We start from the raw sequence: 26,925 nt of genomic DNA, 5'->3' as shown, positions 1-26,925 counted from the left end.
CACGAACAGGATGGAAACGAATCTCCATCCTGTTCGATAGGTCTTACCAGATCCTCATCCAGCCCAACTTAAGTGAACTGCATTACGCCGAGGGGCGGGCCTTGGACCGGTTAAGGGAGCGCGGCGCGCCTGGTTGTCCGATCCACGTCCTGCTGGACGCGCTGGGTCAGGCGGCGCTGCGCGTTTCCGAGATGACTTCAACGATGCCGTTGACGACGGACTCGACCAGTTGCGGGTCGTCGCCTTCGGCCATCACGCGGATCAGCGGTTCTGTCCCTGACGGCCGGATAACCAGCCGTCCGGTCTTGCCGAGGCGGTTACGGGCGTCTTCGATGGCGGCCTTGACCGGCGCCTCCTCGAGCGGCTTGCCGCCGGAAATATGGACGTTCTTCAGAAGCTGCGGCACCGGTTCGAACTTTTTCGACAGTTCGCTGACCGGCCGCCCCTGCCGCTTGATGCAGGCCAGCACCTGCAGCGCCGAGACCAGGCCGTCGCCGGTCGTCGAAAAGTCGGACAGCACGATATGACCTGACTGTTCGCCGCCGACATTCAAGCCATGCGCGCGCATATGCTCGACGACATAACGGTCGCCAACCTTGGTGCGGTGCAATTGCAGCTTCATGCCGCCGAGGAAGCGCTCGAGGCCGAGATTGGACATCACCGTCGAAACGACGCCGCCGCCCGCAAGCCGCCCGCTCTGGTGCCAGGATTCGGCGATCAGCGCCATGATCTGGTCGCCATCGACGATCGCGCCGTTTTCATCGACGATGACGACGCGATCGGCGTCGCCGTCGAGCGCGATGCCGATGTCGGCGCGCACTTCGTGCACCTTCTTTTGCAGGCCGGCCGGATGGGTCGAGCCGCATTCCTTGTTGATGTTGAAGCCGTTGGGCTCGACATTGATGGCGACGACTTCGGCGCCCAGTTCCCACAGCGCCTCGGGCGCCACCTTGTAGGCCGCGCCATTGGCGCAATCGACGACGATCCTCAAGCCCGCGAGCGACATCGAGCGCGGCAAGGTGCGCTTGGCGAATTCGATGTAGCGGTCATGCACGCCGTCGACGCGCTTGGCGCGGCCAAGCCCGTCGGAATCGGCGAGCGCCAGTTCGATATCCTTGTCGAGCATGCTCTCGATGCGCTCCTCGATTTCGTCGGAGAGCTTATAGCCGTCGGGTCCGAACAGCTTGATGCCGTTGTCGTAATAGGGGTTGTGCGAGGCCGAGATCATGACGCCGATATCGGCGCGCAGCGAACGCACCAGCATGGCGACAGCCGGAGTCGGGATCGGGCCGAGCAGGAACACGTCCATGCCGGCGGCACAAAGACCGGCGACCATCGCATTCTCGATCATATAGCCGGAAAGCCTGGTGTCCTTGCCGAGCACGACACGATGTCGGTGGCTGCCGCGCTGGAAGGAAAGGCCGGCGGCCATGCCGACCCGCATCGCGATTTCAGCGGTCATCGGAAACTTGTTGGCGCGTCCGCGAATGCCGTCCGTGCCGAAATAATTCCCTGCCATGCTAGTCAGCTTCCTCGAAGTTTCTTCCCCGGCACGTCATGCCACAATTGGCCGGCGCGCTATGATCACATTGTGTGATTATACGTTACCAATTCTTAGAAAACCATTGTTGTGCACTGCACACAACGTGGCTGCAACCTGACATGCCCAGACTGCCATGCTGCAATATACAAGTCATTCGAGCCTTTCAGCGCGGATGCATCAGGAAAACCTTGCTCTCAACCAGGCAATGGACAACGATTTCATCACCTTATCGGGAGAAGCCGGTTTTCGGCGATATATACGCCACTTAGCATCTGGCGCAACCGGCCGTTGAGCGTTATTGATTTGCAGGGACGTATCATGGGCTGCTGCAACGGAGAAACGCTATGCTCATCCACCGACTTGCCACTTTGACCGGCCTCGCCGTCGCGACCTTGTTCCTGGCCGCGCCAGCCAACGCACTGACGATGGCCGAGTGCAGCACGAAGTATAACGCCGCCAAGGATGCGGGGACACTCGCCGGAGCGACCTGGAATCAGTTCCGCAAGGCTCAATGCGGCACCGATGCCGCGGCAACCACCGACGCCAAGCCGGCCGATACCAAGAAGGCAACTGACACCACGAAGGCTGCCGAGACGAAGCCGGCCAAGGCTGCCGCCGCGACGGACGACAGCACGGCCAAGGGCCTGACGGCGAAGGAATGCAGCACCAAATACCAGGCGGCGAAGGCCGCCGGCACGCTGAACGGCATGAAGTGGAACGACTTCCGCAAGTCCGAATGCGCCGCCGGTGCATCCGCCGCTGCCGCCGCCAAGCCGGCAGCCACCAAGGCAGCCGCGGCTCCCGCCGACGGCAAGGGCCTGAGCATGGCCGAATGCAGCACCAAGTATCAGGCTGCCAAGACGGCCAACACGCTGAAAGGCATGAAGTGGAACGACTTCCGCAAGGCCGAATGCGGTACCGGTGCCTCGGATGACGACACCGTGCCGGCCGCCGACGAGGCGAGCTACACCAAGGAGCCGGCAAAGCCGACCACGGCCGCACCCAAGGGCGTCACTTTCCCGTCCGCGATCTCGGCTAAATATTCCAGCGAGACCCCCGGTAAAGGCCGCATGCACACTTGCCTCGACCAGTATTATGCCTTGAAGGACGCCAATGCGCTTGGCGGCCTGAAGTGGATCCAGAAGGGCGGCGGCTTCTACAGCCTGTGCAATGCCAAGCTGAAGAGCTGATCGCTTAGCCATAGTCTCCAAACAAAGGCCCGCGCATCGCAAGATGCGCGGGCCTTTTTTGTTGCGCGAAGACGCATACTGCCTTGCTCGCAACTGCATGTCGCCGGGCTGCCGGCATCATCAATTCGCCTACTGCCCACCGCCAAGCTCATCGGTAGTCCGTAACGATTCTGGTTGAACATATAAAGAACAAACCGTATACAAAAAGACGTCAAACTTATTATCAACCAGGAGGGTCTTATGCACAGTTTGAAATTGGCGGTATTGGCTGCGACCGCATTTGTCGCTTGGAGCGTCGCCCCCGCAAGCGCACTGACGATGAAGGAATGCGGCGAGACCTATCGAACAGCCAAGGAAGGCGGCACTCTGAACGGCATGGACTGGACAGCTTTTCGCAAGGAGAAGTGCGCGACATCAGCAGCGGACAGTGTCAGCGAGGATACGGTCAAAACCGAGCCGCAGACGAAAAAGGAAACCAGCGCGGCGGTCGCCCCCACTGTAGCGCCCGCGGGCGTGACATTCCCAACCACGCTGGCCGCCGAGTTCGAGACCGAAAAGCCCGCGAAGGCGCGCATGAAGACCTGTCTCCAGGGCTACCATGGCAACAAGGACGCGGGCACGTTGAACGGCCTTCGCTGGATCCAGAAGGGCGGCGGTTATTACAGCCTGTGCAATGCCAAGCTGAAGAGCTGAGCGACAAGACATCTGAAGAAGAGAAGGCCTGCGAACCGCAGGGTTCGCGGGCCTTCTTTGTTGCCTTCGAGGGCACGCCCGCGGCGACGTTGCCAATCTCCCCCGCAAGGGGGGAGATTGGCTATCACCTAGGCTTTCGCCAATCGTCATCGTCGCAGATGCGAGGTCGCGGACAACTCCTCCCCAACGCCAAAAACAAAAAACGCCGCGGAGCAAGCCGCGGCGTTCGATGAAATCAGTGGTCAAGCTCAGCTCGATGGCTGCGGTTCCATGCCGCCTTCGGGCTCCGGCCCCTTCTTGCGCCGGCCGCCGGACTTCGGCACGGCAGAGCCACGGCTCGGCGGCGTGTCGTCGCCAAGGTCGCGCGCTGGCTTGTGGCCGGCGATCAACTGCTTGATCTCCTCGCCGGACAGCGTCTCGTATTCCAGCAGGCCCTGCGCCAGCGCGATCCATTCCTTCTTCTTCTTGGTCAGGATGGACTTCGCCGATGAGTAGGCCTCGTCGATCAGGCGGCGCACTTCGGCGTCGATGATCTGCGCCGTTTCTTCCGACACGTTCTGCGTGCGCGCCACCGAGTGGCCGAGGAACACTTCTTCCTGGTTGTCGCCATAAGCGACATGGCCGAGCTTGTCGGAAAAGCCCCAGCGTGTGACCATGGCGCGCGCCAGTTTGGTCGCCTGCTCGATATCCGAAGAGGCACCCGAGGTGATGTTTTCCTTGCCGAACTTGAACTCCTCGGCGACACGGCCGCCCATCATGATGGCGAGCCGCGAGATCATGTATTTGTAGCTCATCGAATAACGGTCGCCTTCGGGCAACTGCATGACCATGCCGAGCGCGCGACCGCGTGGGATGATCGTGGCCTTGTGCAGCGGATCGGCCGACGGCACGTTCAGCGCGAGAATGGCGTGGCCTGCCTCGTGGTAGGCGGTCAGCTCCTTCTCGGCCTGCGTCATGGCCGACGAGCGGCGCTCGGCGCCCATCATGATCTTGTCCTTGGCGTCCTCGAATTCGGCCATGGTGACGAGGCGCTTGTTGCGCCGTGCCGCCATCAGCGCGGATTCGTTGACGAGGTTCATCAGGTCAGCGCCGGAAAAGCCCGGCGTACCGCGCGCGATCACCTTGAGGTCGACATTGGGCGCCAGCGGCACGTTGCGCACATGCACCTTGAGGATCTTCTCGCGGCCGACGATGTCGGGGTTCGGCACCACGACCTGGCGGTCGAAGCGGCCTGGCCTGAGCAGTGCCGGATCGAGCACGTCGGGCCGGTTGGTGGCAGCGATCAGGATGATGCTTTCGTTGGACTCGAAGCCGTCCATCTCGACCAGGAGCTGGTTCAGCGTCTGCTCGCGTTCGTCATTGCCGCCGCCGAGGCCGGCGCCGCGATGACGGCCGACAGCGTCGATTTCGTCGATGAAGATGATGCAGGGCGCGTTCTTCTTGGCCTGGTCGAACATGTCGCGGACGCGGCTTGCACCGACGCCGACGAACATCTCGACGAAGTCAGAACCGGAAATGGTGAAGAACGGCACATTGGCTTCGCCGGCAACCGAGCGGGCGAGCAGCGTCTTGCCGGTTCCCGGAGGGCCGACAAGCAGCACGCCGCGCGGAATCTTGCCGCCGAGCCGCTGGAATTTCTGCGGATCGCGCAGGAACTCGACGATCTCTTCCAGATCTTCCTTGGCTTCGTCGACGCCGGCAACGTCCTGGAAGGTGACGCGGCCATGCGCTTCGGTGAGCAGCTTGGCCTTCGACTTGCCGAAGCCCATGGCGCGACCGGAGCCGGACTGCATCTGGCGCATGAAGAATATCCAGACGCCGAGGATGAGGATCATCGGCAGCCACGAGATCAGATAGCCGAACAGCGAATTGGAACCGTCTGTTTCAGGCCGCGCATTGATGGTGACGTTCTTGTCCTGCAGCCGCGAGACCAGCGAAGGATCGCCGGGCGAATAGGTCTGGAAGCCGCTGGCATTGTCGGTGTAGGTGCCGCTGATACGGGCGCCCGCGATGGTCACCGTCTTGACCCGGCCCGCCGCGACATCCTGCAGGAACTGCGAATAAGGCACATCGCTGGAGGCCCCTCGCGTCTGCGGCGTCTGAAACAGATTGAACAGGGCTATGAGCAGGACCGCTATGATCGCCCAGAGCGCGAGGTTGCGATAGTTCGGATTCATCAATTGTCCCGTTGGCGTCCGCGGGGCGGACACGCGTCATGAGAGGAAACTTGCGCCTAACATAGGGAGAGCGTCCCCCCTTGCCAAGCAGAACAGCACGTCTGGGTTAAGCTTTCGCGCAACCATCAGCCGGCACTGTGGCCGCTGAAAGGCAAGGGCGGCACCGGGGCCGCGCCAATCAGCCCGGCCACGGCCCGCGCCGGCGCCAGGTCGAAGGACGGCAGGAAGCGGGCAAAGGGCGCAACGACCGGCCGCACTTCAACCGCCATTGGCGCCCGGCTATCCCCCGACAAATCAAGGCATTCACCGGCCTGCCACAACGCCGGCTCGGCGGCGAGCGCGGCGCGCATCAGGCTCGGCGGGGTTTTTCCATCGCCCTTCGCCAGCCGCTTCGCCGCTGCTGCGCCGAACGGGGCAATCAACAATGCGCTGCTGCTGTCGTTCAATGTGATGCGCCGGCGGCCATCCCAGACGGTGCCGTCCGTGATGGCAGCGGCGGAGGGCAGGCCGCGCGCCTCGCGGCGCAGGAAGATGCCGGAGCGCCGGGAATCCACAACCGTCCGCGACAATGTGGCGCAAAGAAATCCAGCCCTCAGCCGACCGAACAGAGTCTCGCTGCGGGCCTGATCCGGCAGGAAGGCAATTCCGCCGGCCATGGCCAGCAGGATACGCAACGCATAGACGGCCGCTCGCTCGTCACCTGTGTTCAGCAAAAGCGGATCAAGACGAATGAGCCCGCAGGACAGCCGGGTCGCGAAATCGCCGATCAAACTAGCGGCGGCGAGGCCGAGTTGACTGCGCGCGCGGCCCTCATGCGCGGCCAACGCCAGTGCATCGCCGATGCGCTGTGCACCGTTGCCGTCGGCAAGGGCTGCCCGCATGCGCGGCCGCTCGAAAGCCTCGTCGGCATTGGTCGGGTCGTCGGCCCAGCCGACATTCTCACGCCGCAGGACATCTCGCAGCGCCGCGCGCCGCAACCCGAGAAGCGGCCGCACGATCCACGCGCGAGAGTCATACAGGGTGGCCGGCGCCATGCCGGCAAGTCCCCGGCCTGCCATTTCGGCATGGCCTTGGCCCTCGTCCCGCGCCAATCCTTCTGCGCGCGCTTGCCGCATCAACACCGTCTCCGCCTGGTCATCGGCGGTATGGCCGGTGAGGATCATGCCGACGCCTTCGGCTTGTGCCGCTTCGGACAACAGCCGGTAGCGCGCCTCGCGAGCGGCGGCGGGCAGGCCGGTCGATGGCTTGAGGCCCGACCATGTCAGGATGCGGTGTGAAATTCCGAGTCTGGCGCACAGCTTCGCCACTGCTTGCGCTTCCGCAGCCGAACCGGACCGCAAACCGTGGTCGATCGTCACCGCCAGCAGCTTGGTTGCCGGCGCCGTACGGTCGAGATGGTGTCTGAGAAGAAGGAGCAGGGCGGTCGAGTCGCTGCCGCCGGACACGGCCGCAACAGCGCCGCTGGTAAAATCGATATGCGAAAAAGGGTTAGACGAAAGGTCCGGCTCGGTGTCGAGCATAATGCATGTCGCCCAAAAGTGATCCCGGTTTCAGGACAACGACATGTAGGACAAGGATCAGCAGGCAGCCAGAGCCTTCTCTTGCTTGACGCGTTCCTTGAGCGCACTGGAAATATCAGGGTAGCGCTTGCCGACCTCGCTGAAGGTGGCACAGGCAACATCATGCTGCTTGAGGCCGACCAGCGACACGCCGAGCTTCAGCAACATGTCGGGAGCTTTCTTGGCCTTGGGGTAGTCCTTGCTGGCGGCAAGGAAAGTCTCGGCCGCATCGCGGTATTTCTGCTGGCCGAGCAATGACTCGCCCAGCCAGTAATGCGCGTCCGCCGCCTTCGCATCCCTGGGGAAGCGGGCGATGTGGTCGCGAAAACCCTGCTCGGCGGTGCCGTAGTCGCCCGAGAGGATGAACTGGTATGAGTTGCGGTAAAGCTCCTCCGGGTTGTTGGTGGCGGGCAACGCCGCGACTACCGTGTCGGACTTGCCGGCCTTGGGCGCCGCCCCGGCGACTGGCGCGGTGTCCTGCGCCGGCGCGGTCGATTGTGTGTTGCCGCCGGCATCGATGACATTGCCATTCTTGTCGACGGTGATGGTGCCGAAATTCTTTTCCGGCGCTCCCGTACCGGGAATGACCTTGCCGGGGTCGCCATCGGGAGATTCGACGATGACGTCCTCGACCGTCTTGCCGCCTGCCGATTGGTCGTTGGCGGGCGCGGCGCCGGCATCGGCCGGCGCCCGTATTGCCGGGGCCGCCGCCACGTCGTTGTCGGGGCCGGTGGTGGCGTCCGATTTCTTCTGCGCCGGCGGCTGCCCGCCTTGCGTGCCGCCACCTTCCAGCTGCTGGAAGCGGAATTCATTATCTTCCTGCTGCTTGCGAATCTGCTCCTGCATCTGCAGGACCTGGAAATTGAGTTCCTCGATCTTGCCGTTCATCTGCCGCAGTTGCTCTTCCAGGCTGGTGACAGCGGCAGGATCGGACTGCACCAGCTGAACCTGGTCCGGTTTCTTCTTTTGACCAAAAAACCCCGGCAATTCGATACTGGGAAGATGGAAGGTAAAGCCGCTGTCGGTTGATTGCCCTGTGCCACTAGCCAAGGCGGTGACGCCTGATAGGAGCAGCAGCGCAAGCGTGCCGCTCAGAACCGATCTCAAATGCATGTGCCTCTCGCAGTGATTTCGTTAGCTTGTTCGCGCCTTCCAATCAGAATGGGACCAGCCAAGCGCCCTCGGCTCATAGCAGGAGCCGAGACTTCGGCCAAATTTTGTTTCGAGCATCCGGATATGAAAAAGGCGGCCCCAGGGCCGCCTTTCGCGCAGGTATGTTGCATTTTTACTGCTAGACGGCCGCGCGTTCTTTGACGCGCCGGTCGGCTGCGTGATGCCTCAGGAGCCAGCACCGCTGAGCGTGGTGACCGCGCGGCGATTCTGCGACCAGCAGGAGATGTCGTCGCAAACCGCGACCGGACGTTCCTTGCCGTAGGAAATGGTCTTGAGACGGCTGGCCGAGACGCCCTTGGCGACAAGGAAGTCACGGGTGGCGGCGGCGCGGCGGGCGCCGAGCGCCAGATTGTATTCGCGCGTTCCGCGTTCGTCGGCATGGCCTTCGACGACGATGGCATACTGCTTGTACTGATTCAGCCACTGCGCCTGGCGCGAGAGCGTCGTCTGCGCGTCGGCACGGATCGAGGTCGAGTCCGTATCGAAGAAGATGCGGTCGCCAATGTTGACGGTGAAGTCCTGCGCCGAGCCGGGCGTCGCCGCGCCGGCGCCGTTGAGGCCAAGATCGGCCGCGTTGTTCGGCGTCTTCTTCGAGGCGCAACCGGCGATGGCGAGCATCGCCACCAGCGCGATCATGACCGGGTTTCTGGTAAGTGCTGCGATACGGCCCATGCCGCCTCTCCTTCGTATTTCGAGTGATCTACTTTGAGTGATTTCGTTGATCACCCAGTAACCACGTTTGGGTTAACCGGCATTCAAGAAACACGGTTAAATTTTGGTTTAAGCTGCCCGTCCGCAGCCGTTTCGGCCTGAAGCCACAGTTCACGCGGACCCTAGGCGTAAATACGGCCAAAAGGCGGCCAAGGCATGGAAAAGGGGCCGAAACGGCCCCTTCTCAGCATGTGTGGCAATTCAGCCGAACCTATTCGAGCAGCGGCGACCAGGCCGGGTCCGAAGCGAAGTTCGCCGTTGGGATCGATTGCTCGTTGCGTCCGGTCAGATCGACCGAAACCAGTTTGGGGCCACCGGCGGAATCGCGGAAGAACATCAGCACGCGGCCGTTCGGCGCCCAGGTCGGTCCCTCCTGCTGGAAGCCGGAGGACAGGATGCGCTCTCCCGAGCCGTCGGTCTTCATGACGCCGATCTGGAATTCGCCGCCGGTCTGCTTGGTGAAGGCGATGAGGTCGCCGCGCGGCGACCATACCGGTGTCGAATAGACGCCGTCGCCAAAGGAGATGCGGGTCTGGCCGGAGCCGTCGGCGCCCATCGCGTAGATCTGTGCGCGGCCGCCACGGTCGGAGGTGAACACCACCTTGCTGCCGTCGGGCGAATAGGACGGCGAGGTGTCGATGGCGGTCGAATTGGTCAGCCGCGTCGTTGAACGGCTGCGCAGGTCCATGGCGAAGATGTTGGAATTGCCGTCGTCGCGCAGCAGGCTCATGATCACCTTCTGGCCATCGGGCGAAAAGCGCGGCGCAAAGGTCATGCCGGGGAAATTGCCGACCAGTTCGCGCTGGCCGGTCTCGATCTGCAGCAGGTACACCCGCGGCTGACCGCTTTCATAGGACATGTAGGTGATTTCCTGCCGGTTCGGCGAGAAACGCGGCGTCAGCACGATCGACCTGCCGTCCGAGAGATAGCGCACATTGGCGCCGTCCTGGTCCATGATGGCAAGGCGCTTCTTGCGCGCGTTCTTGGCGCCGGATTCGTCGATGAAGACGACGCGGGTGTCGAAATAGCCTTTTTCGCCGGTCAGCCGCTCATAGATGGCGTCGGCGATGATGTGGGCGACACGGCGCTGATTGGCGTCGTTGGCGAAGAACTGCTCGCCGGCCATCTGCTGGCCCGCAAAAGTATCCCACAACCGGTACTGGGCGCGGATGCGGCCGTCGGCTTCCTTGCTGACGCTGCCGGTGACCAGCGCCTGCGCGTTGATCACCTTCCAGTCGTCGAAGCGCGGTGCTGCATCGGGGTTGGTGATCTTCTCGATAAAGGCGCTTTTGTCGATCGGAGCGAACAGACCCGAACGCTTCAAATCGGCGGTGACGATCTGCGAAATCTGCGCCCCAAGCGCGTCGCCGCCCTGGAAATCCGTGATGGCGATCGGCAGCGGCTCGACATTGCCCTTGTTGACGTTGAGCTCGACGAGCGCCAGCGCCGGCAACGTGCCTGCCGCGGTCATGCCCATCGCCATTGCTGCGACCATCAGGAGCGGCTTGAGGATTGATTTCATGTCTTCTCGCTTCTCGTACTGATTTTCGGATACCCAGGCCTTAGAGGCCGAGCATCTCCCTTGGATCGAAGGTGACGCGGACGTCTGCCCAGATGTCCTGCTTGCCGGCCGGAACCTGCAAGCCGGTGACATCGCATTTCTGCACTGCACGAACGGCACTTTCGTCGAACTGACGGTTTCCGCTCGACTTTTCGACCGCCGGGCGCCCGTCCAGCTTGCCGGAGGCATCCAGGTTGAACCGCACCACGACGACAAAGCTCTCGGATCCTTCAAGGCCTGCGGGAAGGGTCCAACAGCCGCCAAGCTGGCTTTCCAGGGCGCCCATTTCGGACCTGGACAGCTTCTGTCCCTGATCCTTGTCGCCGCCGAGCGAGGCCTGCTGGGTCGAGCGCTTGGCGCCGCCGCCGGATGGCTTCTGCTTGTCGAGCAGAGCGGAGATCTCGTCGGCGTTGAACTGCTTGTCGTCCGATTTTGGCTTGGAGGACGCTTCCTTGACCGGCTTGTCGGCATCCTTGCGGTCCGGCGCCTTGGCGCTTTCGGCCTGTGTCGGCTGCGGCTTCGGGCGTGCTTCCGGCGCGGGCGCGGAGTCCGGCAGTTGTGTCGCCTCGGCGGGCGGCTCCTGCGCTATGGCTTCGGCAACGGCGTCAGGCTTGACCTCCGGCGTCGGATCTATCGCGGCGGTCTTGTCCTGCGGCGGCGGGGTCGGCGCCGGCTTGGCCGGTGTCGGCTTGGGGTCGGCCTGCTTGACCGGCTCGGGCTTGACCTCTTCCTTGGGCGTCGGCGCTGGCGCCACTTCCGTTGCCGGGGTGGGCTTGGGCTTTTCCTGCGGCTTCGGCACGTCCTCGGGCTTCGGCTTTTCGATCGGCGTCGGCGCGGGCGGCGGAGCCGAGGTCATGTCGACCGGCTTCGGCTTTGCTTCCGGCGTTATCGGCTTGTCCGTGTCGACGCTGTTCTCGCCGACCTTCTGCGCATCCGGAACGATGTCCGGGCGCTGCGTCGGCACGGGTGCCGGCTTTTCATGCATCACGGCCTTCTTGTCGCCCTGCAACGTCTGCGCGATGGCTTCCATCGGCACGATATCGACCGCGACCGACTCGACGTCGGACGACGGAAGCGCGGCCGGCGCCGTCAGCGTGAACAGGCCGAAGGTCAGCGCCGCCGTATGCAAGATCACCGATGTGGTGAGGCCGGTCTTCATCGCGCGTCTATTGGTCCTGTTCCTGCAGTGAAACCAGCCCGATGTTCTTGTAGCCAGCGGCCGAAATGCGGGCCATCACCTTCATCGCCGTGCCATAGTCGGTGGACTTGTCGCCGCGGATGAAGATGCGCTCCTCATAGCCGGTCTTCGAGATCGCCTGCAGCTTGGCTACCAGCTCCTCGATCGGGATCTCGGTTTCCTGGAGATAGATCTGGCCGGCGGCGTTGATCGAGACGGTGATCGGCTGCGTGTCGGCATTCATCGCCTTCGCCTGCGTATCCGGCAGGTCGATCGGAACGCCGACCGTCAGCATTGGTGCCGCGACCATGAAGATGATCAGCAGCACCAGCATCACGTCGACCATCGGCGTGACGTTGATCTCGGACATCAGTGCATGGTGACGGCCGCGCCGCCTGTGGCCGCGCCCGCCGCGTCCTCCCATGCCCATGGACATACCCATCTGCTACTCCTCAGGCCTTGGGGGCCACTTTTTCATCGATTTGGCGCGAGAGTATGGCGGAGAACTCGTCGGAGAACCCTTCCATGCGCACGGCTATCTTGCTCGCGTCGGACGACAGCTTGTTGTAGGCGATGACGGCCGGAATGGCGGCGAGCAGGCCGATGGCCGTCGCCAGCAACGCTTCGGCAATGCCGGGCGCAACCACCGCGAGACTGGTGTTCTTGGAGCCGGCGATCGCCTGGAACGAGGTCATGATGCCGATGACGGTGCCGAACAGGCCGATAAAGGGTGCCGCCGAGCCGGTGGTGGCAAGGAAACCGAGGCGCCCTTCCAGCTTTTCCATCTCGCGGGTCAGCGCCAGGTCCATTGCCTTGTCGATGCGGGTCTGCAGGCCGAGCGGCGACTTGGCGCCCTTCTCGAAACTCTTCTTCCACTCGCGCATGGCGGCGACGAAAATGGCGCCCATGCCGGTGGTCTTGCGGTCGGCGAGCGTGCGGTAAAGCTCCTCCAGCGACTGCCCCGACCAGAACACCTGTTCGAACCGGTTGAGCGCCAGCCGCATGCGGGCATAGGAAACCAGCTTGTCGACGATGATCGCCCAGGTCCAGACCGAGGCGCAGAGCAGGCCGATCATGACCAGCTTGACCACCCAACTGGCCGAAACGAACAGCGACCAAACCGACAATTGCGCGCCCGGATCGGCGAGTGCGATATTTTCCATCGTTACGTCCTTAAGATTTTCCGGGCGAAGCTGGCGGCTGGCCCCTGGCATCCCTTGTGGTCGGTTCGCACGAAGCTACCGGAACAACCCCAAACTGTGCCGTTATCGGCCTTTTCGGGGCAAATATTGGTGAAAGGAAGGCGTTCGATAACGCCAATCTTCGCCAATCTCTTCATGAACCGTTATGGTTAAGGATGGGTTAGTATATAAGGCGCGGCGCATTGCCACGCCCCGCGGCAAGGCCATCAATTCAATGGCTGCGCCTAGGGTGTGCTGAGATTCAGGTCAGGCCGAGCCGAAAACGGTAGATTCCGAGAACCGGAGCGGAGCGTACTTTTCGTACGCGAGCACCGGAAGCGCAGGAAGCTGCTGTTTGCAGGCCGGCATCACCTGAATATCAGCGCACCCTCGGCATGAACGCCGCCACCCATTCCTTGGGAAAACGCCTTGGGCGGCCATTCTCGCCGATGATCGCCGCCTCGACCTTGGCCTCGACCAGCACCTCGTCGCTGCGCTTGAGCTGCTGCGCCATGAAGATGCGCGCGCCGGAAATCTCCTCGGTGCGGGTGTCGACCGTCAGGATGTCGTCAATGCGGGCGGGGCCGCGAAAGTCGATCTCCATGCGGCGCACCACCCAGACTATTCTTTCGCCATGCTTGCCGTCGGCAAGCTCGGTGTGGTGCACGCCGGTCAGCCGGAGATAGTCGGAGCGGCCGCGTTCGAAGAATTCGAGATAGCGCGCATGGTAGACGACGCCGGAGAAATCCGTGTCGGCATAATAGACCCGCGCCATCAGCCGGTGGCCGAACGCCGTCAGCGCACCGGAAAGCCCAGCCAGCAGCGTCGCCGATTCACCATGATCGCCCATTGCGCTTCCTTTTTCAGCCCCGACGAGGCACCTGTTTCCCGCGTGGCACAGCATCGGATGGCACTGTTGACGGCGATGATCAAGACCTTGATGGCGGCGCTGCTTGTGCTCGCGGCCTTGGCGTGGCCCAGCCAGGCGGCGAGCTTTTCGATGAAGCGCGGCCTCAATCTCGACCAATGGGTCACATGGCCCGGCGAAGACCAATGGGGCGACGCCAAGGCCATCCTGCCCTATCCGGAGTGGCGCAAATTCCTTGGGGAGAACGATCTCAAGGCACTGAAGGATGCCGGCCTCGATTTCCTGCGCATGCCGGTCGACCCTTCGCCTTTCCTGTCCGACCAGACCGTGGCCTTGCGTGACGACCTCTATGCCAGCGTGCTGGACTCCGTGCGCATGATCAACCGCGCCGGACTGAAAGTCGTCGTCGACATGCACCTGATCCCGGCCGGCGGCAGCCGCAAGATCGGCATGGCGCAAGTGATGGAAGACCCGCGGACCTTCGACGCCTATCTCGAGATGGTGCGCAAGATGGCCCGCACGCTGGCCGGCGAAGATCCCAGACAAGTGGCTCTCGAGCCGATGAACGAACCGATCGTCGACTGCGACAGCGACGGCACCAGCCTGTGGCCGGACCGCCAGCGCAAACTGTTCGCGGCAGCGCGATCCTCGGCCACCAAGCTAACCTTGATCCTGACTGGTGCCTGCTATTCCGCTGCGAACTCGCTGGAAAAGATCGACCCGAAAACAATACCGGACGACAACGTCATCTGGACCTTCCATTCCTACGATCCGTTCCTGCTCACCCATCAGGGCGCAACCTGGGCCGGCGACTTCATCCCCTATGTGACTGGCCTGCCCTATCCGCTGAGCGCGGTGCCCAAGGCACAGCTCGACGTGACGCTCGACACCATCCGCGCCAGGATCAAGGCCGAGGCGCCATGGACGCGGCAGAGCGGCCTGCTTGCCTATCTCGACGAACAGGTCGCCAGCATGGACAGCCCCGACAAACTGCTCGGCTTGATGGATGCGCCGTTCAAAAAGGTCGAGGCATGGGCGAAGGCCAACCGCGTCAAGCCGGAAAACATCACGCTGGGCGAGTTCGGCATGATCCGCCAGGAATATGGCAATTCCTATGTGATGCCCGCCGAATACCGGGCCGCCTATGTCGGGGACATGATCGGGCGTGCCGAAGCACATGGCTTCTCATGGTCGGTGTGGAGCTATGGCGGCGCCTTCGGCATCGTCGACGCCTTCAACGGCGACAAGGCCGAGCCGGATGTAATGGACGTGATCCGTGGGCTGCGTTGATCGCTCACGGACGGCGCGCCGGAAAATTACTCTTCCTGGAACAGGTTGATCTGCTGCTGCGCCAGATCCTTCGGCGCGTCGAGGCCGAGATGGCGCCAGGCATTGGCCGTCAGCATGCGGCCGCGCGGCGTGCGCTGGATGAAGCCCTGCTGGATCAGATAAGGCTCGATGATGTCTTCGATGGCGTCGCGCGGCTCGGACAGACCGGCGGCGATCGTCTCGATGCCGACCGGCCCGCCGCCGAAATTGCGCGCGATCATCGACAGGTAACGGCGGTCGAGCGCGTCGAGGCCGAGCGCATCGACCTCCAGCCGAGTGAGCGCCTCGTCGGCGATCTTGCGGTCGACATGGCCGTCGCCGGCCACCGAGGCGAAATCGCGCACACGGCGTAAGAGCCGGCCGGCGATGCGTGGCGTTCCGCGGGCGCGCCGCGCGATTTCCAGCGCACCGTCATCGCCGAGCGGCATCTGCAGGATGCGAGCACCGCGCCGCACGATCTGCTCCAACTCCTCGACCGTGTAGAAATTGAGCCGCACCGGAATGCCGAAACGGTCGCGCAGCGGGTTGGTCAGCAGGCCGAGCCGCGTGGTGGCGGCGACCAGGGTGAAGCGGGCGAGGTCGATCTTGACCGAGCGTGCGGCCGGTCCCTCGCCGATGATCAGGTCGAGCTGGAAATCCTCCATCGCCGGATAGAGTATCTCCTCCACCGCCGGGCTCAGCCGATGGATCTCGTCGATGAACAGCACATCGCCTTCCTCGAGATTGGTCAGCAGCGCGGCAAGATCGCCGGCCTTGGCGATGACCGGGCCGGAGGTCGAGCGGAAATTGACGCCGAGCTCACGCGCCATGATCTGCGCAAGCGTCGTCTTGCCGAGGCCCGGCGGCCCGACGAACAGCACATGGTCGAGCGCCTCGTTGCGGCCCTTGGCGGCCTCGATGAACACTTTGAGATTGGCCCGCACCGCCGCCTGGCCGACGAAATCGTCAAGCGTCTGCGGCCGCAAGGTCTGCTCGGCATCCTCGCCGCGTTTTTCCGGCGCAATCAGGCGGGGCGACAGGCTCATGCGAGCAGTTCCATACTGGCAATGGACTTGGCGGCCCGCTGATCGAACGTGACTGTATGCGAGCAACCCAGATTTCGATTGTGCTCGGCGATCAGCGCATCGGCAAAATCTACCTGCGGCAAATTTGATCTTTCGAGCGCAATCACGATGGCATCGAAATCTTCGAACAACAGTGTCTTGACCTTCAACAGTCTCTGGATTGCCGCCTGCATCTGCTCTTTCGGTAGTCTGTAGCGCGAAATCAACGACCAGCTGAATTCCACCAGCACGATCAAGCTGACGAAGCCGGGAGCATCGTCGCTGAGGCCTTCGCCGAATGCGAGGGCTTTCGCCCGTTGCTCTGCATCGTCGTTCAGCACCATTCGAAGCAGAACGTTCGTATCAATGCCGATCGACGTCACTCGTCGCCCTCTCGTCCGCCTTGCGATCCGTCTCCGAGAACATGCCTACCAACTGCATCCCGCACCGCGAGGTCGATTTCCTCCAGTGACGCCGGACCGCCGGGCGGATCGCCCAGAAATCCGGCGAGGTCCGCAAAGTCGAGATTGCGCGGTGTTCCAATCAGGTAGCCATCCATGACCGTCCAGGCGATCATGTCACCCGTTTTGAGTGACAGCGCATCCCGGACATCTTTTGGAATTGTAAGCTGACCCTTCGAGGTCAGACTGGCGTAAGCACCCATTTTCTTACTTTCTAAGAAATTTCCTACCAATCATATGATAGTTGGAATTTTCTTTTCCAACAACCATATCACTGCGCCAGTTCCTTCAGCCCGAAGCGGATCAGCTTCGGCGCATCGGCATCCTCGCCCGCCGTCTTCAGCGCCGCCGCCACAGCATTGGCGGCGGTGTCGCGCGAATAGCCAAGATTGACCAGCGCCGAGACCGCGTCGGTTATCGGCGCGGATGCCACGCCGTCGCCGAGCTCTTGTTTCAGGCCGATGGTGCCCGAGGCGGTGCCGGCATAGGCCGGCGCCTTGTTCTTCAATTCGGTGACGATGCGCTCGGCCACTTTCTTGCCGACGCCGGGCGCGCGCGAAACCATGGCGATGTCGCGCAACGCAATGGCGTTGGCGAGATCCGCCGGCGCCAACGTCGACAGGATGGCCAGCGCCACCTTGGCGCCGACGCCCGGCACATTGTTCATCAGCAACCGGAACCACTCGCGCTCGAGCTGCGACTGGAAGCCGTAGAGGCGCAGCATGTCCTCGCGCACATAGGTCTCGATGAACAGCACCACCGCTTCGCCGGGCGAAGGCAGCGCGGCCAGCGTGCGCGCCGAGCAATAGGCGACATAGCCGACGCCATGGATATCGACGAGACAATGGTCCTCGTCGACCTCGTCGAGCGTACCCTTGAGCTTGCCGATCATGCCAGACCTTTCATGGAAGATGGGCTCTCATGGGTGCGTCTCAGGAGAGATGATGTCGAGCTCCGGGAAGTAACTGCGGTAACGCGCGGCGTCGCGGGTCAAAAGACGATGTCCAGCGACGGTCGCGTGAGCGCCGATAAAGAAATCGGGCAAGGTTCTTTCCCTGTTGCCCCCGGCCCGGCGATAGCGGGAATGCGTGACGCCCGCAAGGAATGCCGCGTCCCAAGGTACAAGTTCGCGATCCATCTCAAGCATGTCGACTGCTTTTCGAAGCGCCGTTTCCGTCGCTATCAGTGGCGCGAGTTCGGACCAAATGATGGTGTTGACCACCAAGGCTCCATCACGGCGGCAGGAAGCAATCGCCGACGCCGACCATCCTTTCAGCGGTCCGGCTGGACCCCAAACGTCGATCAGGACATTTGTGTCAATCAACGTCGAGATCTTCACGCGGCCCCCTCAACCACTCCATGTACTGATCGGTGGTCATGCCTCCCAGATCCAACGTCCCCTCCATCCGGTCGAGGACATCGCTGAACCTGCGCAATTTGTCTTCCTGGGAGAGGTTCTCGTTGACGGCAACCAGCCGAACGCCCTCGTCGGTGGCCACGAACTCCACCTCGGAGCCCGGGGCGATGCCCAGACGGTCCCTTATCGGCTTGGGGATTGTAACTTGCCCCTTGGTGGTCACGCGCATGGTAATACCTCTGCGGTATTACTTATCCCTGCAACGTGAACAAGTCAAGAACATAGCTAGCCGGCCAGCGCCATCCTGTAGGCCACGCTTTGCCGATGATGCGCGTGGCAGATGGCGATGGCCAGCGCGTCGGCGGCATGTTCGGTATCGAAGACGGCTTTTGGCAACAGCACCTTCACCATCATGTGGATCTGCTTCTTGTCGCCATGACCGACGCCGATCACCGCCTTCTTGACGGCGTTGGGCGCATATTCGGCAACGACGAGACCGGCACGCGCCGGCACCAGCATGGCGATGCCACGTGCCTGGCCGAGCTTCAGCGTCGCCACGGCGTCCTTGTTGACGAAGGTCTGTTCGACCGCCGCCTCGTGCGGCATCGCGCTGTGCAGGATATCCGCCAGCCCGTCATGCAGCTGGCACAGCCGCGTTGCCAGCGCCGCCTTGTCGTCGGACTTCACAGTGCCTGAAGCAATAAAGCGCAGCGAATTGCCGAGGCTTTCGACGATGCCCCAGCCGGTGCGCCGAAGCCCCGGATCGATACCGATGATGCGAATCGCTTCCGCCATTTGCCGACTTTACCTCCGGCCCACAGCGATGCCAGCGAAATGTGAACAAACCGGAAACAGAAAGACAGACCGAGGTCTAACCCCGAGCGAAAGCCGTGTTGAGCAGGCTGATCTGGTCGGAAACCGGATTGAGGCGGCGCGCCATCGGTTGCATGTCGACCAAGGCGCCCGAGCCATAGATCTCCTCGTCCATGCGGCGCACCAGTGCTTGCAGGCGCAGCGAGCGGGTGACGAGGTCGAGGAAATCCTCGGGCAGCTCGGCCCAGCCGGTGGCTTCGTCATGGGCGGAAGCGGTGTCGAGGCGCACCTTGGACTTTTCCGACGCGACCTGGTCGCGGGTCATCTCGCCGGAATTGGCGGCGCGCTGCAAAAGCAGCCAGGACGCAACCTGCATCAGCCTGGTGGTCAGCCGCATCGATTCGGCCGCATAGAGCGTGGCGCCCAGCCGCGACAGTTTCTTTGCCTCGGCCCGGCCCTTGCCGTCGAGATATTCGGCGGCCTGTTCGACCAGGCCCATGCCTTCCTGGTAAAGCGGCTTGAAGGATTGCGAGAAAACCCGGCGCTCCGCCAGCTTGACGGTTTTCGCACTGCCCTTCGAAGGCTCGTTCATTGATACGCCCCTGCACTTGCAACCGGCCGATTCGGCTCCCTGCCGATACACCCGGAACCCTATCTGACTGAAGCTTGAAAATGCGCTTCGTCACTGGCGAAGGCAAGCACATGTTTAACAGAAGGTTAACGGCGAGCCGCCATTGGGCGGCCCCCTTCGAGATGCGGACAAAAAGGGAAATGAAGACAAAAAAAGAGCCGCGGATAAGGCGGCTCTCAGGAGTTTAACAGGGAGGCGTCAAACAAAGTGGCTCCAACCACTCGGTAAGAATCCAGATCACTGGATGAACATAGTAAACACCTGTAAAGCTTAATGAAGCCTTAACGGCGCGGATGTTTTTTGACCGAACGCCGCCATACTGTGCCGTAACAGCACAGCATCTCCTACGTCAGGCTAGCTCAGGCTGTCCTCCAGACGGCGGGCAAGGCGATGAAGGCAAACAACAGCATGGCCGCGTAGAAGCCCATCGAGGAGGCCGCCACCAGCGGTTCGATCGCGGCATTGCCGGCAAGCAGGAAATAGAGGCCGATCAGCAGGCCGATACCGCTGATTGCGGTCAGCCAGAAATGAACGGTAGCGAGCGTCTTCTGCCCGATTGCCGGAAACAAATGGTAGAAGAAGGCGAAGACCGCCGACATCAGCCATCCGGCCACCATCGTGTGGGCGTGGGTCGGCATCTGTCCGTGATCCTGGCTGATCGCCATGTACAGGCCGAGCGCCATGCCGCACAGCGAATAGATGATGGCCAGCGTGAAGAAATTCCGTGCTATCCCTTGCATAATGGTCCCCCGAATTGCCTTTTCCCGTTTGCGGGAATGGGTTGATCGTCAGGCGATTGTTGTCGCCACCGGGCTCCCGGCACTGGCGCACTAGCATCGGCAGCGTATCCGGACGATGTCGCGCCAACCCCTCCCGACATCCGTATATTAGCAGAAAATCAGATAGTGCATTCACAATCTCGGCGACTTCGTACGTTGAGGGAAGGCTGAAACAGAGCCGGATTTTTCGCGACATCGTTCCGAAACAGGCGCCACGCTAAACGCCCGCTCCTCTGACGGCCGGCGCAAATCAGCGCTGCCGCAAACCTGACCAGACACTGCAGGAGCAACCCATGGACTGGTACTCGATCGTCAAATTCCTCCACGTCACTACCGCCATTCTGTGGGTCGGTGGCGGCTTCGTGCTGTTCCTGCTGGGCATGCTTGCCGAGCGGGCGGGCAACATAGAGGAAAAACTGCAGGCAATGCGCGCCAGCGGTCAGCTGGGCGGCAGGTTCTTTGCGCCGATGTCGATGCTGACGCTGATTTTCGGCCTCATCATGTGCTGGTTCTGGGTCGGCTTCTCCGACCTATGGATCCTCATCGGCCTGGCCGGCTACGCCACGACCTTTTCGATCGGCATGTTCATCTTCAAGCCGACCGGCGAGCGCATGGGCGCAATGATCGCCAAGGAGGGCGTCACACCAGAGGTTCTTGCCATCGGCCAGCGTATGATGAGCGCGGCGCGCTTCGACTATGCGGTGATGCTGGTCATCATTGCCGACATGGTGCTCAAGCCGACCGTGCATGACATCGGTATCCTCGCCGGCATGGTGCTGGTCGTCTTGATCGGCGCCACACTGGCCTTTGGCGGCAACCATCGCCTGGTTCCGAGCGCTGCCTGACCCCTGATGACGGGCGGCGGCGCAGCCGCCTATCTACATAAGACCTGCGATGCCATCCCACAGCAGCTTCAGCGCCACGACCGCGACGGTTGCGTAGGTGAAGGGATAGAAGGTTTCCGGCCGCATCCGGCGCACCAGCCAGGCCCCGGCAATGGTCGACAGCGGCGCGAGCGGCATCAGCACCGCCGATGCCGTCAGATTGGCGGTGTCGAACTGGCCGAGCGCGAAATAAGGCACAAGCTTCAGCGCATTGGTGGCGGCAAAGAAGATCGCGGCGGTGCCCGACAGAACCTTCGGATCGAGCCGGATCGGCAAGGCATAGACCTGGAAGGGCGGCCCGCCGACATGGGCGACGAAGCTGGTGAAACCCGCGACCGTGCCCCAGACGGCGGCGGCGACACGGTTGGGCTTGGCCGCGTGGTTGGCGCCATGGCGAAACTGCAGATAGAGCCAGCGCAGGACGAAAATGATGGCGACGGCGCCGACGATCAGCCGCACCGCTTCTTCGGTGACCAGTGCCGCCGTCAGCCAGCCAAGGCCGATGCCGATGACGGCGCCCGGCATCATGTCGATCAGCATCTTGCGGTCATAGACCCCCCACCATGTCCACACCGAGACGATGTCCATCAAGCACAGGATCGGCAACAGGATGGCGGCTGCCTGCACCGGTGGCATGGTCAGCGCCATCAGCGGCACGCCGACGAAACCGACGGCGCCGCCGAAGCCGCCCTTGGACAGGCCGACCAGAATGACCGCCGGAAGGGCAGCCGCGTAGAACCACGGATCGAGAAGCAGGCCGGACATGGGAGGGGGACTGGTCTGGAGGGAAAGCGTATCGACGCTTGAATAGCCCAGAATCCCGAGCGGGGCGACAACAAATATCGGCAGGGCCGCCCCATCCCTTGGCTGTCGGCGCCTTTGCCTATCGGCGGGCCGAGACCAGCAGGAACATCGGCCGCTCTAGCTCCTCAGCCAGTTCGGGTTTGGCCGCAATCTGTGCGTCGGTCGGGCGGAATTCCTCGACATGGTCGATGGTGAAGCCGGACCGGATCAGAGCGTTGAGCGTGGTGCCGATCGTGCGGTGATGTTTCACCACACCCTTGGCCAGCCAGTCCGTCCGGCGCGGTCCTTCAACCAGGTACTGGTCGACAGGCCATGTCTTGCGGCCCTCGGCATCGATTGCCCAGCCGGGATTGGTCGGCGCCATGAAAAATCGGATGCTCGGTCGAGAAGACGAAATGCCCGCCGGGCGCCAGCGCCTGATGCACGGTCCTGAACAGACGCATCACGTCCTCGACATAGTGCAAGGCGAGCGAACTGTAGACGAAATCGAAGCTGGCTTGCCGCAGGCTGAGCTGATCGAGGTCGGCCGTCTCATAGGTGATGCCGGCGTCCGGGCCGGCCGCTCTCGCCCGGGCAAGCATCTTTTCCGACAGGTCCAGGCCAAGCACATGCACCGCCCCGTGCTCGTGCGCCCAGCGGCAGAACCAGCCGAATCCGCAGCCGAGATCGGCGACTCTCGAGCCGCTGACATCAGGCAGCATCGCGCGCAGCGCCGGCCACTCGGCGGCGCCATCCAGACCTTCGACGGAACGGCCGAGCTGGCTGTAGCCTGCGAAGAAATCCTCCCGGTCGTATATATTCTGCGCCATGACGGTCTCGATTCGTTTGGCCGGCACCCTAACCAACCGGCCCGGCTTTCCACCCGGCTTCGATCGGCCCTCTGAAAACATGGCCGAGCCCAGCCTGGCTCAGGAAGCCTGCAAGGCCTTTACCCTGTCACGAGGCGCGGTTGCATCGAGCGGCGGCGGCCGCCGCCGGATCGGCTGCGCCTTGATGATGGCGGTGCTGGTCTCGGCCTTGTCGGCGATGCGGTCGAGAATCCCGTCGAGATCACCGATCGAGCGCACGAACAGCCGGGCGACGAAACAGTCATCGCCCGTCACCTTGTCGCATTCGCCGAATTCGGGGATTTCCTCGATCAGCTTCTGGACGATGTGCAGCTTGCCCGGCAGAGGCCGGATGCGCACGATCGCCTGCAAGGTATAGCCGAGCGCCAGCGGATCGATCTCGACAGTGAACGCCCGGATGACGCCGCGCTCCTCGAGCCGTCGAAGCCGCTCCGAAACGCTTGGCGACGACAGCCCGACCTGGCTGGCCAGCTCCTTCAGCGAGGTCCGCGCATCCTTGACCAGGATTTCAAGGAGATTTCGGTCGAGATCATCAAGCATTCTACATTTCTCGCTGATTTGGAACCACCGCCTAATATAATTAGGTAACTTATTCATACATCCTTTCTGATCGGATGGAAAGCCGCGTTTCCGCATGAGATTATGACGGTTTAACTGATACGGAGGTTTGTTGTGAACGATACAGTGCGTGGCACGGTCGAAATGTCCGCCGCAATGGCGATCCTGGGAACGATCGGATGGTTCGTCGTCCTGTCCGGCCAGCCGATCATGGATGTGGTGTTCTGGCGCTGCGCGTTCGGCGCGCTGACGCTGCTCATCATCGGCACCGCCCTGGGGCTGCTGCGCAACCGACTGTCGTTGCGCATCATCGGCATCGCCGCGCTCGGTGGCGTCGCCATCGTCGTCAACTGGCTTTTGCTGTTCAGCGCCTTCTCCCGCGCGTCGATCTCGATCGCCACCGCCGTCTACAACACGCAGCCCTTCATGCTGGTCGGCTTCGGCGCGCTCTTCTTCGCCGAGCGGCTGACCTTGACCAAGCTGACCTGGCTGGCCATCGCCTTCGCCGGCATGGTGCTGATCGTTGAGGCCGCTCCCGACGCCGGTGATGTCGGGACGGATTACTTTACCGGCATCGTCATGGCATTAGGCGCGGCTTTCTTCTGGGCCGTCGCCGCTATCGTCACCAAGAAGCTCAAGGGCACGCCGCCGCACCTGATCGCGCTGATCCAGGTCTGCGTCGGCGTGGTCATGCTGGCGCCGTTCGCCAATTTTTCCCAGCTTCCGGCCGATGCGTGGAGCTGGACCATGCTGGCGACGCTCGGCATCGTCCACACCGGCCTCATGTACATATTGATGTACGGCGCCATCCAGAAGCTGCCGACGCATCTGCAGGGGTCGCTGTCCTTCATCTACCCCGTCGTCGCCATCCTGGTCGATGTCGTCGCGTTCGGCCATCGGCTGCATCTGAGCCAGATCGTCGGCGCCACCGCCATCCTGATCGCCGCCGCCGGCATGAATCTCGGCTGGACGCTGTGGAAGGGCAAACCGCCCATCGCAAGCCCGCACCCGATCAAGTAAAGCGGTCCGCCGGCGTCTGGCGGGCCAACATCGCGATCCCGGCTGCCCGCCTGTTCAAAGCGGGCACTTTGCTCTATGCCGCAATCCAACCATCTTCGCCCGGCATAGGCGAAACGCGGGACCCGAAGAACCATGAATGACGCAACGCCCCCCAACCGCTGTCGCATTGTGCTGATCGCGCCGCCCGGCGTGCCGGCGGCCCGAATCGCCGCGACATTCGAAGGCGGCGACGTCGCTTCGCTGATCCTGCCCGAGAACGGCATGGATGAGGCCTCCTTCCAGGCTTTCGCCGAACAGATCGTGCCGGCAGCGCAAGCCGCCGGTGCGGCCGTTATTATCGCCGGCGACACCCGCATAGCCGGCCGCGTCCAGGCCGACGGCATCCATGTCGAGGTCTCCAAGGCCGAGCTGGCCGAGACGATCGAACACTTCCAGGCAAAGATGATGGTCGGCACCGGCGGCGCCAAGACGCGTGACGACGCGCTCGAGCTTGGCGAGACACGGCCCGACTACATCTTCTTCGGCCGCTTCGGCTACGACAACAAGCCCGAACCACACCCGCGCAACCTGTCGCTCGGCAGATGGTGGGCGGATATGATCCAAATCCCGTGCATCGTCATGGCCGGATCCGACATCGCCTCGGTCGAAGCCGTGGGCGCCACCGGTGCCGAATTCGTGGCGCTGTCGAGCGCCGTGTTCGCCGACGGCACCGATCCTAGGACAGCGGTCGCCAGCGCCAACGCGCTGCTCGACGAAACCGCGCCACGCTTCGAGGACTGACGTGCCCTCGGCGAGGCTTCCCCTCCAGGCCCTGCTTGCGATGCTGATGGTCCAGGCAGCGGCCGCGGAGACCATCCCGCTGCCGCAGCCCAAGCCGGAAATCGGCGTGCACACCGACAAGCCGATCGACAAGCCGCTGCTGCAGCCCGCCACCACGGCAGAACCGGCGCCGCTGCCGTCGGCCGACACGGTCAATCCCGACCGCTTCGGTGCAAAACCCGCCGACGCGGCCTATGGCGCTTTCCAGCGCGGTCTCTACAAGACAGCTTACAATCTGGCATTGGTCCGGGCGCAAAACGGCGATCCGGCGGCGCAGACCTTGGTGGCCGAGATCCTGTCGCGGGGGCTCGGTGTACCGGTCAATTCGGCGCAGGCGGCGAAATGGTACGCGCTGGCCGCCGAACAGGGTGTGCCGGAATCGCAGTTCCAGTATGCGCTGATGCTGCTCGACGGCCGCTATGTCAAAAAGGATGGAAAAGAAGCCTATGCCCTGATGCAGGCCGCCGCCGAAGCCGGCAACCGGCTGGCGCAATTCAATTTCGCGCAGATGCTGGTCCAGCAGGACCCCGGCGATGCCGGCATGGCCAAGGCGGTCTCCTACTATGAGCGCGCCGCCGCGACCGGCCTCGCGGACGCGCAATATGCGATGTCGCAGATCTACGCCAATGGCGTCGGCGGCAAGCCACGCGACGACGCCCAGGCAAGGCGCCTGCTGGCGCAGGCAGCCAGGCAGAACTACGACACCGCGCAGATCGATCTCGCCGCCTGGATGATCGAAGGCCGCGGCGGTGCGCGCGACCTGAAATCCGCCTTCGGCTGGATGAAGCAGGCGGCGGAAGGCGGCAATGTCGCCGCCCAGAACCGCTTGGCCAAGCTCTACATGCAAGGCATCGGCACCGATCCGGACCTTGTGCTTGCCGGCGCCTGGTACGTCGTCGCCCGTCGTGCCGGCCTCATCGACCCCCAGATGGACGACTTCCTGCAGGGGCTGGACGACGACCAGACCAAGCAGGCGCTGCAGAAGGCCAACCGGCTGCCTTGACGGCGGTTCTCGCGGTCATTGCAAGTGTAACCTCGGCTCCCCTCGCCTGGCACCGACCTGCCCGCTCCCTTGCCTCTTCTGGCGATTTGTGGTCTTGGGAGCCCGAAATCGCTTTCCCAGCGAACATCCCATACCAACGGCGTGGCCGTTGGCATCATTCCGGATCATCTCATCATGGCCAAGATCAATGGCAACGAAATCCGTCCCGGCTATGTCATCGAGCATGATGGCGGCCTTTGGGTGGCGGTCAGGACCAACACCGTCAAGCCCGGCAAGGGCGGCGCCTACAATCAGGTCGAACTGAAGAACCTCATCAACGGCACCAAGCTCAACGAGCGCTTCCGCTCGGCCGAGACCGTCGAACAGATCCGGCTCGACCTGAAGGATTTTTCCTTCCTCTACGCGCAGGAAGACGCACTGGTGTTCATGGACACCCAGAGCTACGAGCAGCTCGAATTGAACAAGGACTTCGTCGGCGATCGCGCCGCCTTCCTGCAGGACGGCATGATGGTGACGGTCCAGCTTTACGAAGAGCGGCCGATCGGCATTTCGCTGCCCGACTATGTGACGCTGACCATCACCGAGGCCGACCCGGTGGTGAAGGGCCAGACGGCGGCATCGTCCTACAAGCCGGCGATCCTGGAGAACGGCATCCGCGTCCTGGTGCCGCCCTTCATCGGCGCCGGCGAGCGCATCATCGTCGACACCAACGAAATCACTTACGTGCGCCGCGCCGACTGACG

Annotated in this window: 29 protein-coding genes and 1 pseudogene; 8 read left to right on the top strand and 22 right to left on the bottom strand. The window is 62.8% G+C overall.

Features of this window, described 5'->3' with window-relative positions; genetic code table 11:
* Positions 1 to 166: 166 nt before the first annotated feature.
* Entirely contained in the window at positions 167 to 1,519 is a 1,353-nt protein-coding gene (gene glmM / locus NKI69_RS28260) for a phosphoglucosamine mutase (RefSeq protein WP_023811863.1), read from the bottom strand.
* A gap of 368 nt (positions 1,520 to 1,887) precedes the next feature.
* On the opposite strand from glmM, the gene NKI69_RS28255 reads away from it, so the two are divergent.
* Both NKI69_RS28255 and NKI69_RS28250 read left to right on the top strand, forming a co-directional pair.
* Positions 1,888 to 2,733 (top strand): hypothetical protein, encoded by an 846-nt coding sequence (locus tag NKI69_RS28255; protein ID WP_352722985.1) that lies wholly within the window; start codon positions 1,888 to 1,890, stop codon positions 2,731 to 2,733.
* Between the two features lie 240 nt (positions 2,734 to 2,973).
* Entirely contained in the window at positions 2,974 to 3,426 is a 453-nt protein-coding gene (locus NKI69_RS28250; protein WP_352722984.1) for a hypothetical protein, read from the top strand.
* Positions 3,427 to 3,674: 248 nt separating this feature from the next.
* Here the strand turns inward: NKI69_RS28250 and ftsH are convergent, their stop codons facing one another.
* The 9 genes from ftsH to ybgC all read right to left on the bottom strand — a co-directional run bounded on the left by ftsH (position 3,675) and on the right by ybgC (position 13,815).
* Positions 3,675 to 5,603, bottom strand: coding sequence for an ATP-dependent zinc metalloprotease FtsH (gene ftsH / locus NKI69_RS28245; protein ID WP_023811859.1), 1,929 nt, complete (start codon positions 5,601 to 5,603; stop codon positions 3,675 to 3,677).
* A 125-nt stretch (positions 5,604 to 5,728) separates the two neighbouring features.
* Positions 5,729 to 7,123: a tRNA lysidine(34) synthetase TilS gene (gene tilS, locus NKI69_RS28240; protein ID WP_128305348.1), complete on the bottom strand. Its 1,395-nt coding sequence runs from the start codon at positions 7,121 to 7,123 to the stop codon at positions 5,729 to 5,731.
* 57 nt (positions 7,124 to 7,180) lie between these two features.
* On the bottom strand, positions 7,181 to 8,275 hold the full coding sequence (gene ybgF, locus NKI69_RS28235) for a tol-pal system protein YbgF (RefSeq protein WP_128305347.1): 1,095 nt from the start codon (positions 8,273 to 8,275) through the stop codon (positions 7,181 to 7,183).
* Positions 8,276 to 8,500: 225 nt separating this feature from the next.
* Positions 8,501 to 9,007: a peptidoglycan-associated lipoprotein Pal gene (pal, locus tag NKI69_RS28230; protein ID WP_013529149.1), complete on the bottom strand. Its 507-nt coding sequence runs from the start codon at positions 9,005 to 9,007 to the stop codon at positions 8,501 to 8,503.
* A 250-nt stretch (positions 9,008 to 9,257) separates the two neighbouring features.
* The gene (gene tolB / locus NKI69_RS28225) at positions 9,258 to 10,541 is read right to left on the bottom strand and encodes a Tol-Pal system beta propeller repeat protein TolB (RefSeq protein WP_502900202.1); all 1,284 of its coding nucleotides are present in this window, start codon (positions 10,539 to 10,541) and stop codon (positions 9,258 to 9,260) included.
* Positions 10,542 to 10,608: 67 nt separating this feature from the next.
* Positions 10,609 to 11,766 (bottom strand): cell envelope integrity protein TolA, encoded by a 1,158-nt coding sequence (gene tolA, locus NKI69_RS28220; RefSeq protein ID WP_128305345.1) that lies wholly within the window; start codon positions 11,764 to 11,766, stop codon positions 10,609 to 10,611.
* 7 nt (positions 11,767 to 11,773) lie between these two features.
* The gene (gene tolR / locus NKI69_RS28215) at positions 11,774 to 12,226 is read right to left on the bottom strand and encodes a protein TolR (protein ID WP_023811855.1); all 453 of its coding nucleotides are present in this window, start codon (positions 12,224 to 12,226) and stop codon (positions 11,774 to 11,776) included.
* A gap of 10 nt (positions 12,227 to 12,236) precedes the next feature.
* Positions 12,237 to 12,947, bottom strand: coding sequence for a protein TolQ (gene tolQ / locus NKI69_RS28210; protein WP_013529145.1), 711 nt, complete (start codon positions 12,945 to 12,947; stop codon positions 12,237 to 12,239).
* A 397-nt stretch (positions 12,948 to 13,344) separates the two neighbouring features.
* On the bottom strand, positions 13,345 to 13,815 hold the full coding sequence (gene ybgC / locus NKI69_RS28205; protein WP_352440961.1) for a tol-pal system-associated acyl-CoA thioesterase: 471 nt from the start codon (positions 13,813 to 13,815) through the stop codon (positions 13,345 to 13,347).
* A 57-nt stretch (positions 13,816 to 13,872) separates the two neighbouring features.
* Between ybgC and NKI69_RS28200 the strand changes: the two genes are divergently transcribed.
* A complete protein-coding gene (locus NKI69_RS28200) occupies positions 13,873 to 15,123 on the top strand; it encodes a glycoside hydrolase family 5 protein (protein WP_352440962.1) in 1,251 nt (416 codons plus the stop codon).
* Positions 15,124 to 15,149: 26 nt separating this feature from the next.
* On the opposite strand, the gene ruvB is transcribed toward NKI69_RS28200, so the two are convergent.
* The 9 genes from ruvB to NKI69_RS28155 form a co-directional block, all read right to left on the bottom strand.
* On the bottom strand, positions 15,150 to 16,187 hold the full coding sequence (gene ruvB, locus NKI69_RS28195) for a Holliday junction branch migration DNA helicase RuvB (RefSeq protein WP_023811851.1): 1,038 nt from the start codon (positions 16,185 to 16,187) through the stop codon (positions 15,150 to 15,152).
* Positions 16,184 to 16,588, bottom strand: a complete 405-nt coding sequence (locus NKI69_RS28190) for a type II toxin-antitoxin system VapC family toxin (protein WP_127296186.1) — start codon at positions 16,586 to 16,588, stop codon at positions 16,184 to 16,186. Before NKI69_RS28190 ends, ruvB begins: the two co-directional genes overlap by 4 nt.
* On the bottom strand, positions 16,585 to 16,869 hold the full coding sequence (locus NKI69_RS28185; protein WP_352722983.1) for an AbrB/MazE/SpoVT family DNA-binding domain-containing protein: 285 nt from the start codon (positions 16,867 to 16,869) through the stop codon (positions 16,585 to 16,587). Before NKI69_RS28185 ends, NKI69_RS28190 begins: the two co-directional genes overlap by 4 nt.
* 68 nt (positions 16,870 to 16,937) lie before the next feature.
* The gene (gene ruvA, locus NKI69_RS28180) at positions 16,938 to 17,558 is read right to left on the bottom strand and encodes a Holliday junction branch migration protein RuvA (protein ID WP_023811848.1); all 621 of its coding nucleotides are present in this window, start codon (positions 17,556 to 17,558) and stop codon (positions 16,938 to 16,940) included.
* Between the two features lie 27 nt (positions 17,559 to 17,585).
* The gene (locus tag NKI69_RS28175) at positions 17,586 to 18,005 is read right to left on the bottom strand and encodes a type II toxin-antitoxin system VapC family toxin (protein WP_352440965.1); all 420 of its coding nucleotides are present in this window, start codon (positions 18,003 to 18,005) and stop codon (positions 17,586 to 17,588) included.
* Positions 17,983 to 18,252 (bottom strand): AbrB/MazE/SpoVT family DNA-binding domain-containing protein, encoded by a 270-nt coding sequence (locus NKI69_RS28170; protein ID WP_023811846.1) that lies wholly within the window; start codon positions 18,250 to 18,252, stop codon positions 17,983 to 17,985. The genes NKI69_RS28175 and NKI69_RS28170 overlap by 23 nt, the downstream gene beginning before the upstream one ends.
* Before the next feature lie 56 nt (positions 18,253 to 18,308).
* Positions 18,309 to 18,818 (bottom strand): crossover junction endodeoxyribonuclease RuvC, encoded by a 510-nt coding sequence (gene ruvC, locus NKI69_RS28165; protein WP_127296188.1) that lies wholly within the window; start codon positions 18,816 to 18,818, stop codon positions 18,309 to 18,311.
* A 76-nt stretch (positions 18,819 to 18,894) separates the two neighbouring features.
* The gene (gene rcdA / locus NKI69_RS28160; protein ID WP_023811844.1) at positions 18,895 to 19,428 is read right to left on the bottom strand and encodes a protease adaptor protein RcdA; all 534 of its coding nucleotides are present in this window, start codon (positions 19,426 to 19,428) and stop codon (positions 18,895 to 18,897) included.
* A 398-nt stretch (positions 19,429 to 19,826) separates the two neighbouring features.
* A complete protein-coding gene (locus NKI69_RS28155; RefSeq protein ID WP_023811843.1) occupies positions 19,827 to 20,207 on the bottom strand; it encodes a hypothetical protein in 381 nt (126 codons plus the stop codon).
* Positions 20,208 to 20,539: 332 nt separating this feature from the next.
* On the opposite strand from NKI69_RS28155, the gene NKI69_RS28150 reads away from it, so the two are divergent.
* A complete protein-coding gene (locus NKI69_RS28150) occupies positions 20,540 to 21,091 on the top strand; it encodes a DUF2269 family protein (protein ID WP_023811842.1) in 552 nt (183 codons plus the stop codon).
* A gap of 33 nt (positions 21,092 to 21,124) precedes the next feature.
* Here NKI69_RS28150 and NKI69_RS28145 read toward each other — a convergent pair whose 3' ends face one another.
* The 3 genes and pseudogenes from NKI69_RS28145 to NKI69_RS28135 all read right to left on the bottom strand — a co-directional run bounded on the left by NKI69_RS28145 (position 21,125) and on the right by NKI69_RS28135 (position 23,322).
* Positions 21,125 to 21,895 carry a sulfite exporter TauE/SafE family protein gene (locus tag NKI69_RS28145; protein WP_023811841.1) on the bottom strand — a complete coding sequence of 257 codons (771 nt, stop codon included), beginning with the start codon at positions 21,893 to 21,895 and terminating at the stop codon, positions 21,125 to 21,127.
* A gap of 118 nt (positions 21,896 to 22,013) precedes the next feature.
* Positions 22,014 to 22,743, bottom strand: a pseudogene (locus NKI69_RS28140) (class I SAM-dependent methyltransferase).
* A 99-nt stretch (positions 22,744 to 22,842) separates the two neighbouring features.
* Positions 22,843 to 23,322, bottom strand: coding sequence for an Lrp/AsnC family transcriptional regulator (locus tag NKI69_RS28135; RefSeq protein ID WP_023811840.1), 480 nt, complete (start codon positions 23,320 to 23,322; stop codon positions 22,843 to 22,845).
* Positions 23,323 to 23,454: 132 nt separating this feature from the next.
* On the opposite strand from NKI69_RS28135, the gene NKI69_RS28130 reads away from it, so the two are divergent.
* From NKI69_RS28130 to efp, 4 genes are all read left to right on the top strand, one after another.
* Positions 23,455 to 24,360: a DMT family transporter gene (locus NKI69_RS28130; protein ID WP_023811839.1), complete on the top strand. Its 906-nt coding sequence runs from the start codon at positions 23,455 to 23,457 to the stop codon at positions 24,358 to 24,360.
* A gap of 132 nt (positions 24,361 to 24,492) precedes the next feature.
* Positions 24,493 to 25,140, top strand: coding sequence for a thiamine phosphate synthase (locus tag NKI69_RS28125; protein WP_352722982.1), 648 nt, complete (start codon positions 24,493 to 24,495; stop codon positions 25,138 to 25,140).
* 1 nt (position 25,141) lies between these two features.
* A complete protein-coding gene (locus tag NKI69_RS28120) occupies positions 25,142 to 26,182 on the top strand; it encodes a tetratricopeptide repeat protein (RefSeq protein ID WP_023811837.1) in 1,041 nt (346 codons plus the stop codon).
* A gap of 174 nt (positions 26,183 to 26,356) precedes the next feature.
* Positions 26,357 to 26,923 (top strand): elongation factor P, encoded by a 567-nt coding sequence (efp, locus tag NKI69_RS28115; RefSeq protein WP_013529127.1) that lies wholly within the window; start codon positions 26,357 to 26,359, stop codon positions 26,921 to 26,923.
* The last annotated feature ends 2 nt before the right edge of the window (positions 26,924 to 26,925 follow it).

This window comes from Mesorhizobium sp. M0491, assembly GCF_040321265.1.
Lineage (GTDB): Bacteria > Pseudomonadota > Alphaproteobacteria > Rhizobiales > Rhizobiaceae > Mesorhizobium.
This window is presented reverse-complemented; position numbering and strand designations above follow the sequence as displayed.

Bases quoted from the DNA above. Each gene is read 5' to 3' on its own strand.
- glmM (WP_023811863.1), bottom strand. From the start codon at position 1,519: ATGGCAGGGAATTATTTCGGCACGGACGGCATTCGCGGACGCGCCAAC.
- NKI69_RS28255 (WP_352722985.1), top strand. From the start codon at position 1,888: ATGCTCATCCACCGACTTGCCACTTTGACCGGCCTCGCCGTCGCGACC.
- NKI69_RS28250 (WP_352722984.1), top strand. From the start codon at position 2,974: ATGCACAGTTTGAAATTGGCGGTATTGGCTGCGACCGCATTTGTCGCT.
- ftsH (WP_023811859.1), bottom strand. From the start codon at position 5,603: ATGAATCCGAACTATCGCAACCTCGCGCTCTGGGCGATCATAGCGGTC.
- tilS (WP_128305348.1), bottom strand. From the start codon at position 7,123: ATGCTCGACACCGAGCCGGACCTTTCGTCTAACCCTTTTTCGCATATC.
- ybgF (WP_128305347.1), bottom strand. From the start codon at position 8,275: ATGCATTTGAGATCGGTTCTGAGCGGCACGCTTGCGCTGCTGCTCCTA.
- pal (WP_013529149.1), bottom strand. From the start codon at position 9,007: ATGGGCCGTATCGCAGCACTTACCAGAAACCCGGTCATGATCGCGCTG.
- tolB (WP_502900202.1), bottom strand. From the start codon at position 10,541: ATGGTCGCAGCAATGGCGATGGGCATGACCGCGGCAGGCACGTTGCCG.
- tolA (WP_128305345.1), bottom strand. From the start codon at position 11,766: ATGAAGACCGGCCTCACCACATCGGTGATCTTGCATACGGCGGCGCTG.
- tolR (WP_023811855.1), bottom strand. From the start codon at position 12,226: ATGGGTATGTCCATGGGCATGGGAGGACGCGGCGGGCGCGGCCACAGG.
- tolQ (WP_013529145.1), bottom strand. From the start codon at position 12,947: ATGGAAAATATCGCACTCGCCGATCCGGGCGCGCAATTGTCGGTTTGG.
- ybgC (WP_352440961.1), bottom strand. From the start codon at position 13,815: ATGGGCGATCATGGTGAATCGGCGACGCTGCTGGCTGGGCTTTCCGGT.
- NKI69_RS28200 (WP_352440962.1), top strand. From the start codon at position 13,873: ATGGCACTGTTGACGGCGATGATCAAGACCTTGATGGCGGCGCTGCTT.
- ruvB (WP_023811851.1), bottom strand. From the start codon at position 16,187: ATGAGCCTGTCGCCCCGCCTGATTGCGCCGGAAAAACGCGGCGAGGAT.
- NKI69_RS28185 (WP_352722983.1), bottom strand. From the start codon at position 16,869: ATGGGTGCTTACGCCAGTCTGACCTCGAAGGGTCAGCTTACAATTCCA.
- ruvA (WP_023811848.1), bottom strand. From the start codon at position 17,558: ATGATCGGCAAGCTCAAGGGTACGCTCGACGAGGTCGACGAGGACCAT.
- NKI69_RS28170 (WP_023811846.1), bottom strand. From the start codon at position 18,252: ATGCGCGTGACCACCAAGGGGCAAGTTACAATCCCCAAGCCGATAAGG.
- ruvC (WP_127296188.1), bottom strand. From the start codon at position 18,818: ATGGCGGAAGCGATTCGCATCATCGGTATCGATCCGGGGCTTCGGCGC.
- rcdA (WP_023811844.1), bottom strand. From the start codon at position 19,428: ATGAACGAGCCTTCGAAGGGCAGTGCGAAAACCGTCAAGCTGGCGGAG.
- NKI69_RS28155 (WP_023811843.1), bottom strand. From the start codon at position 20,207: ATGCAAGGGATAGCACGGAATTTCTTCACGCTGGCCATCATCTATTCG.
- NKI69_RS28150 (WP_023811842.1), top strand. From the start codon at position 20,540: ATGGACTGGTACTCGATCGTCAAATTCCTCCACGTCACTACCGCCATT.
- NKI69_RS28145 (WP_023811841.1), bottom strand. From the start codon at position 21,895: ATGTCCGGCCTGCTTCTCGATCCGTGGTTCTACGCGGCTGCCCTTCCG.
- NKI69_RS28135 (WP_023811840.1), bottom strand. From the start codon at position 23,322: ATGCTTGATGATCTCGACCGAAATCTCCTTGAAATCCTGGTCAAGGAT.
- NKI69_RS28125 (WP_352722982.1), top strand. From the start codon at position 24,493: ATGAATGACGCAACGCCCCCCAACCGCTGTCGCATTGTGCTGATCGCG.
- efp (WP_013529127.1), top strand. From the start codon at position 26,357: ATGGCCAAGATCAATGGCAACGAAATCCGTCCCGGCTATGTCATCGAG.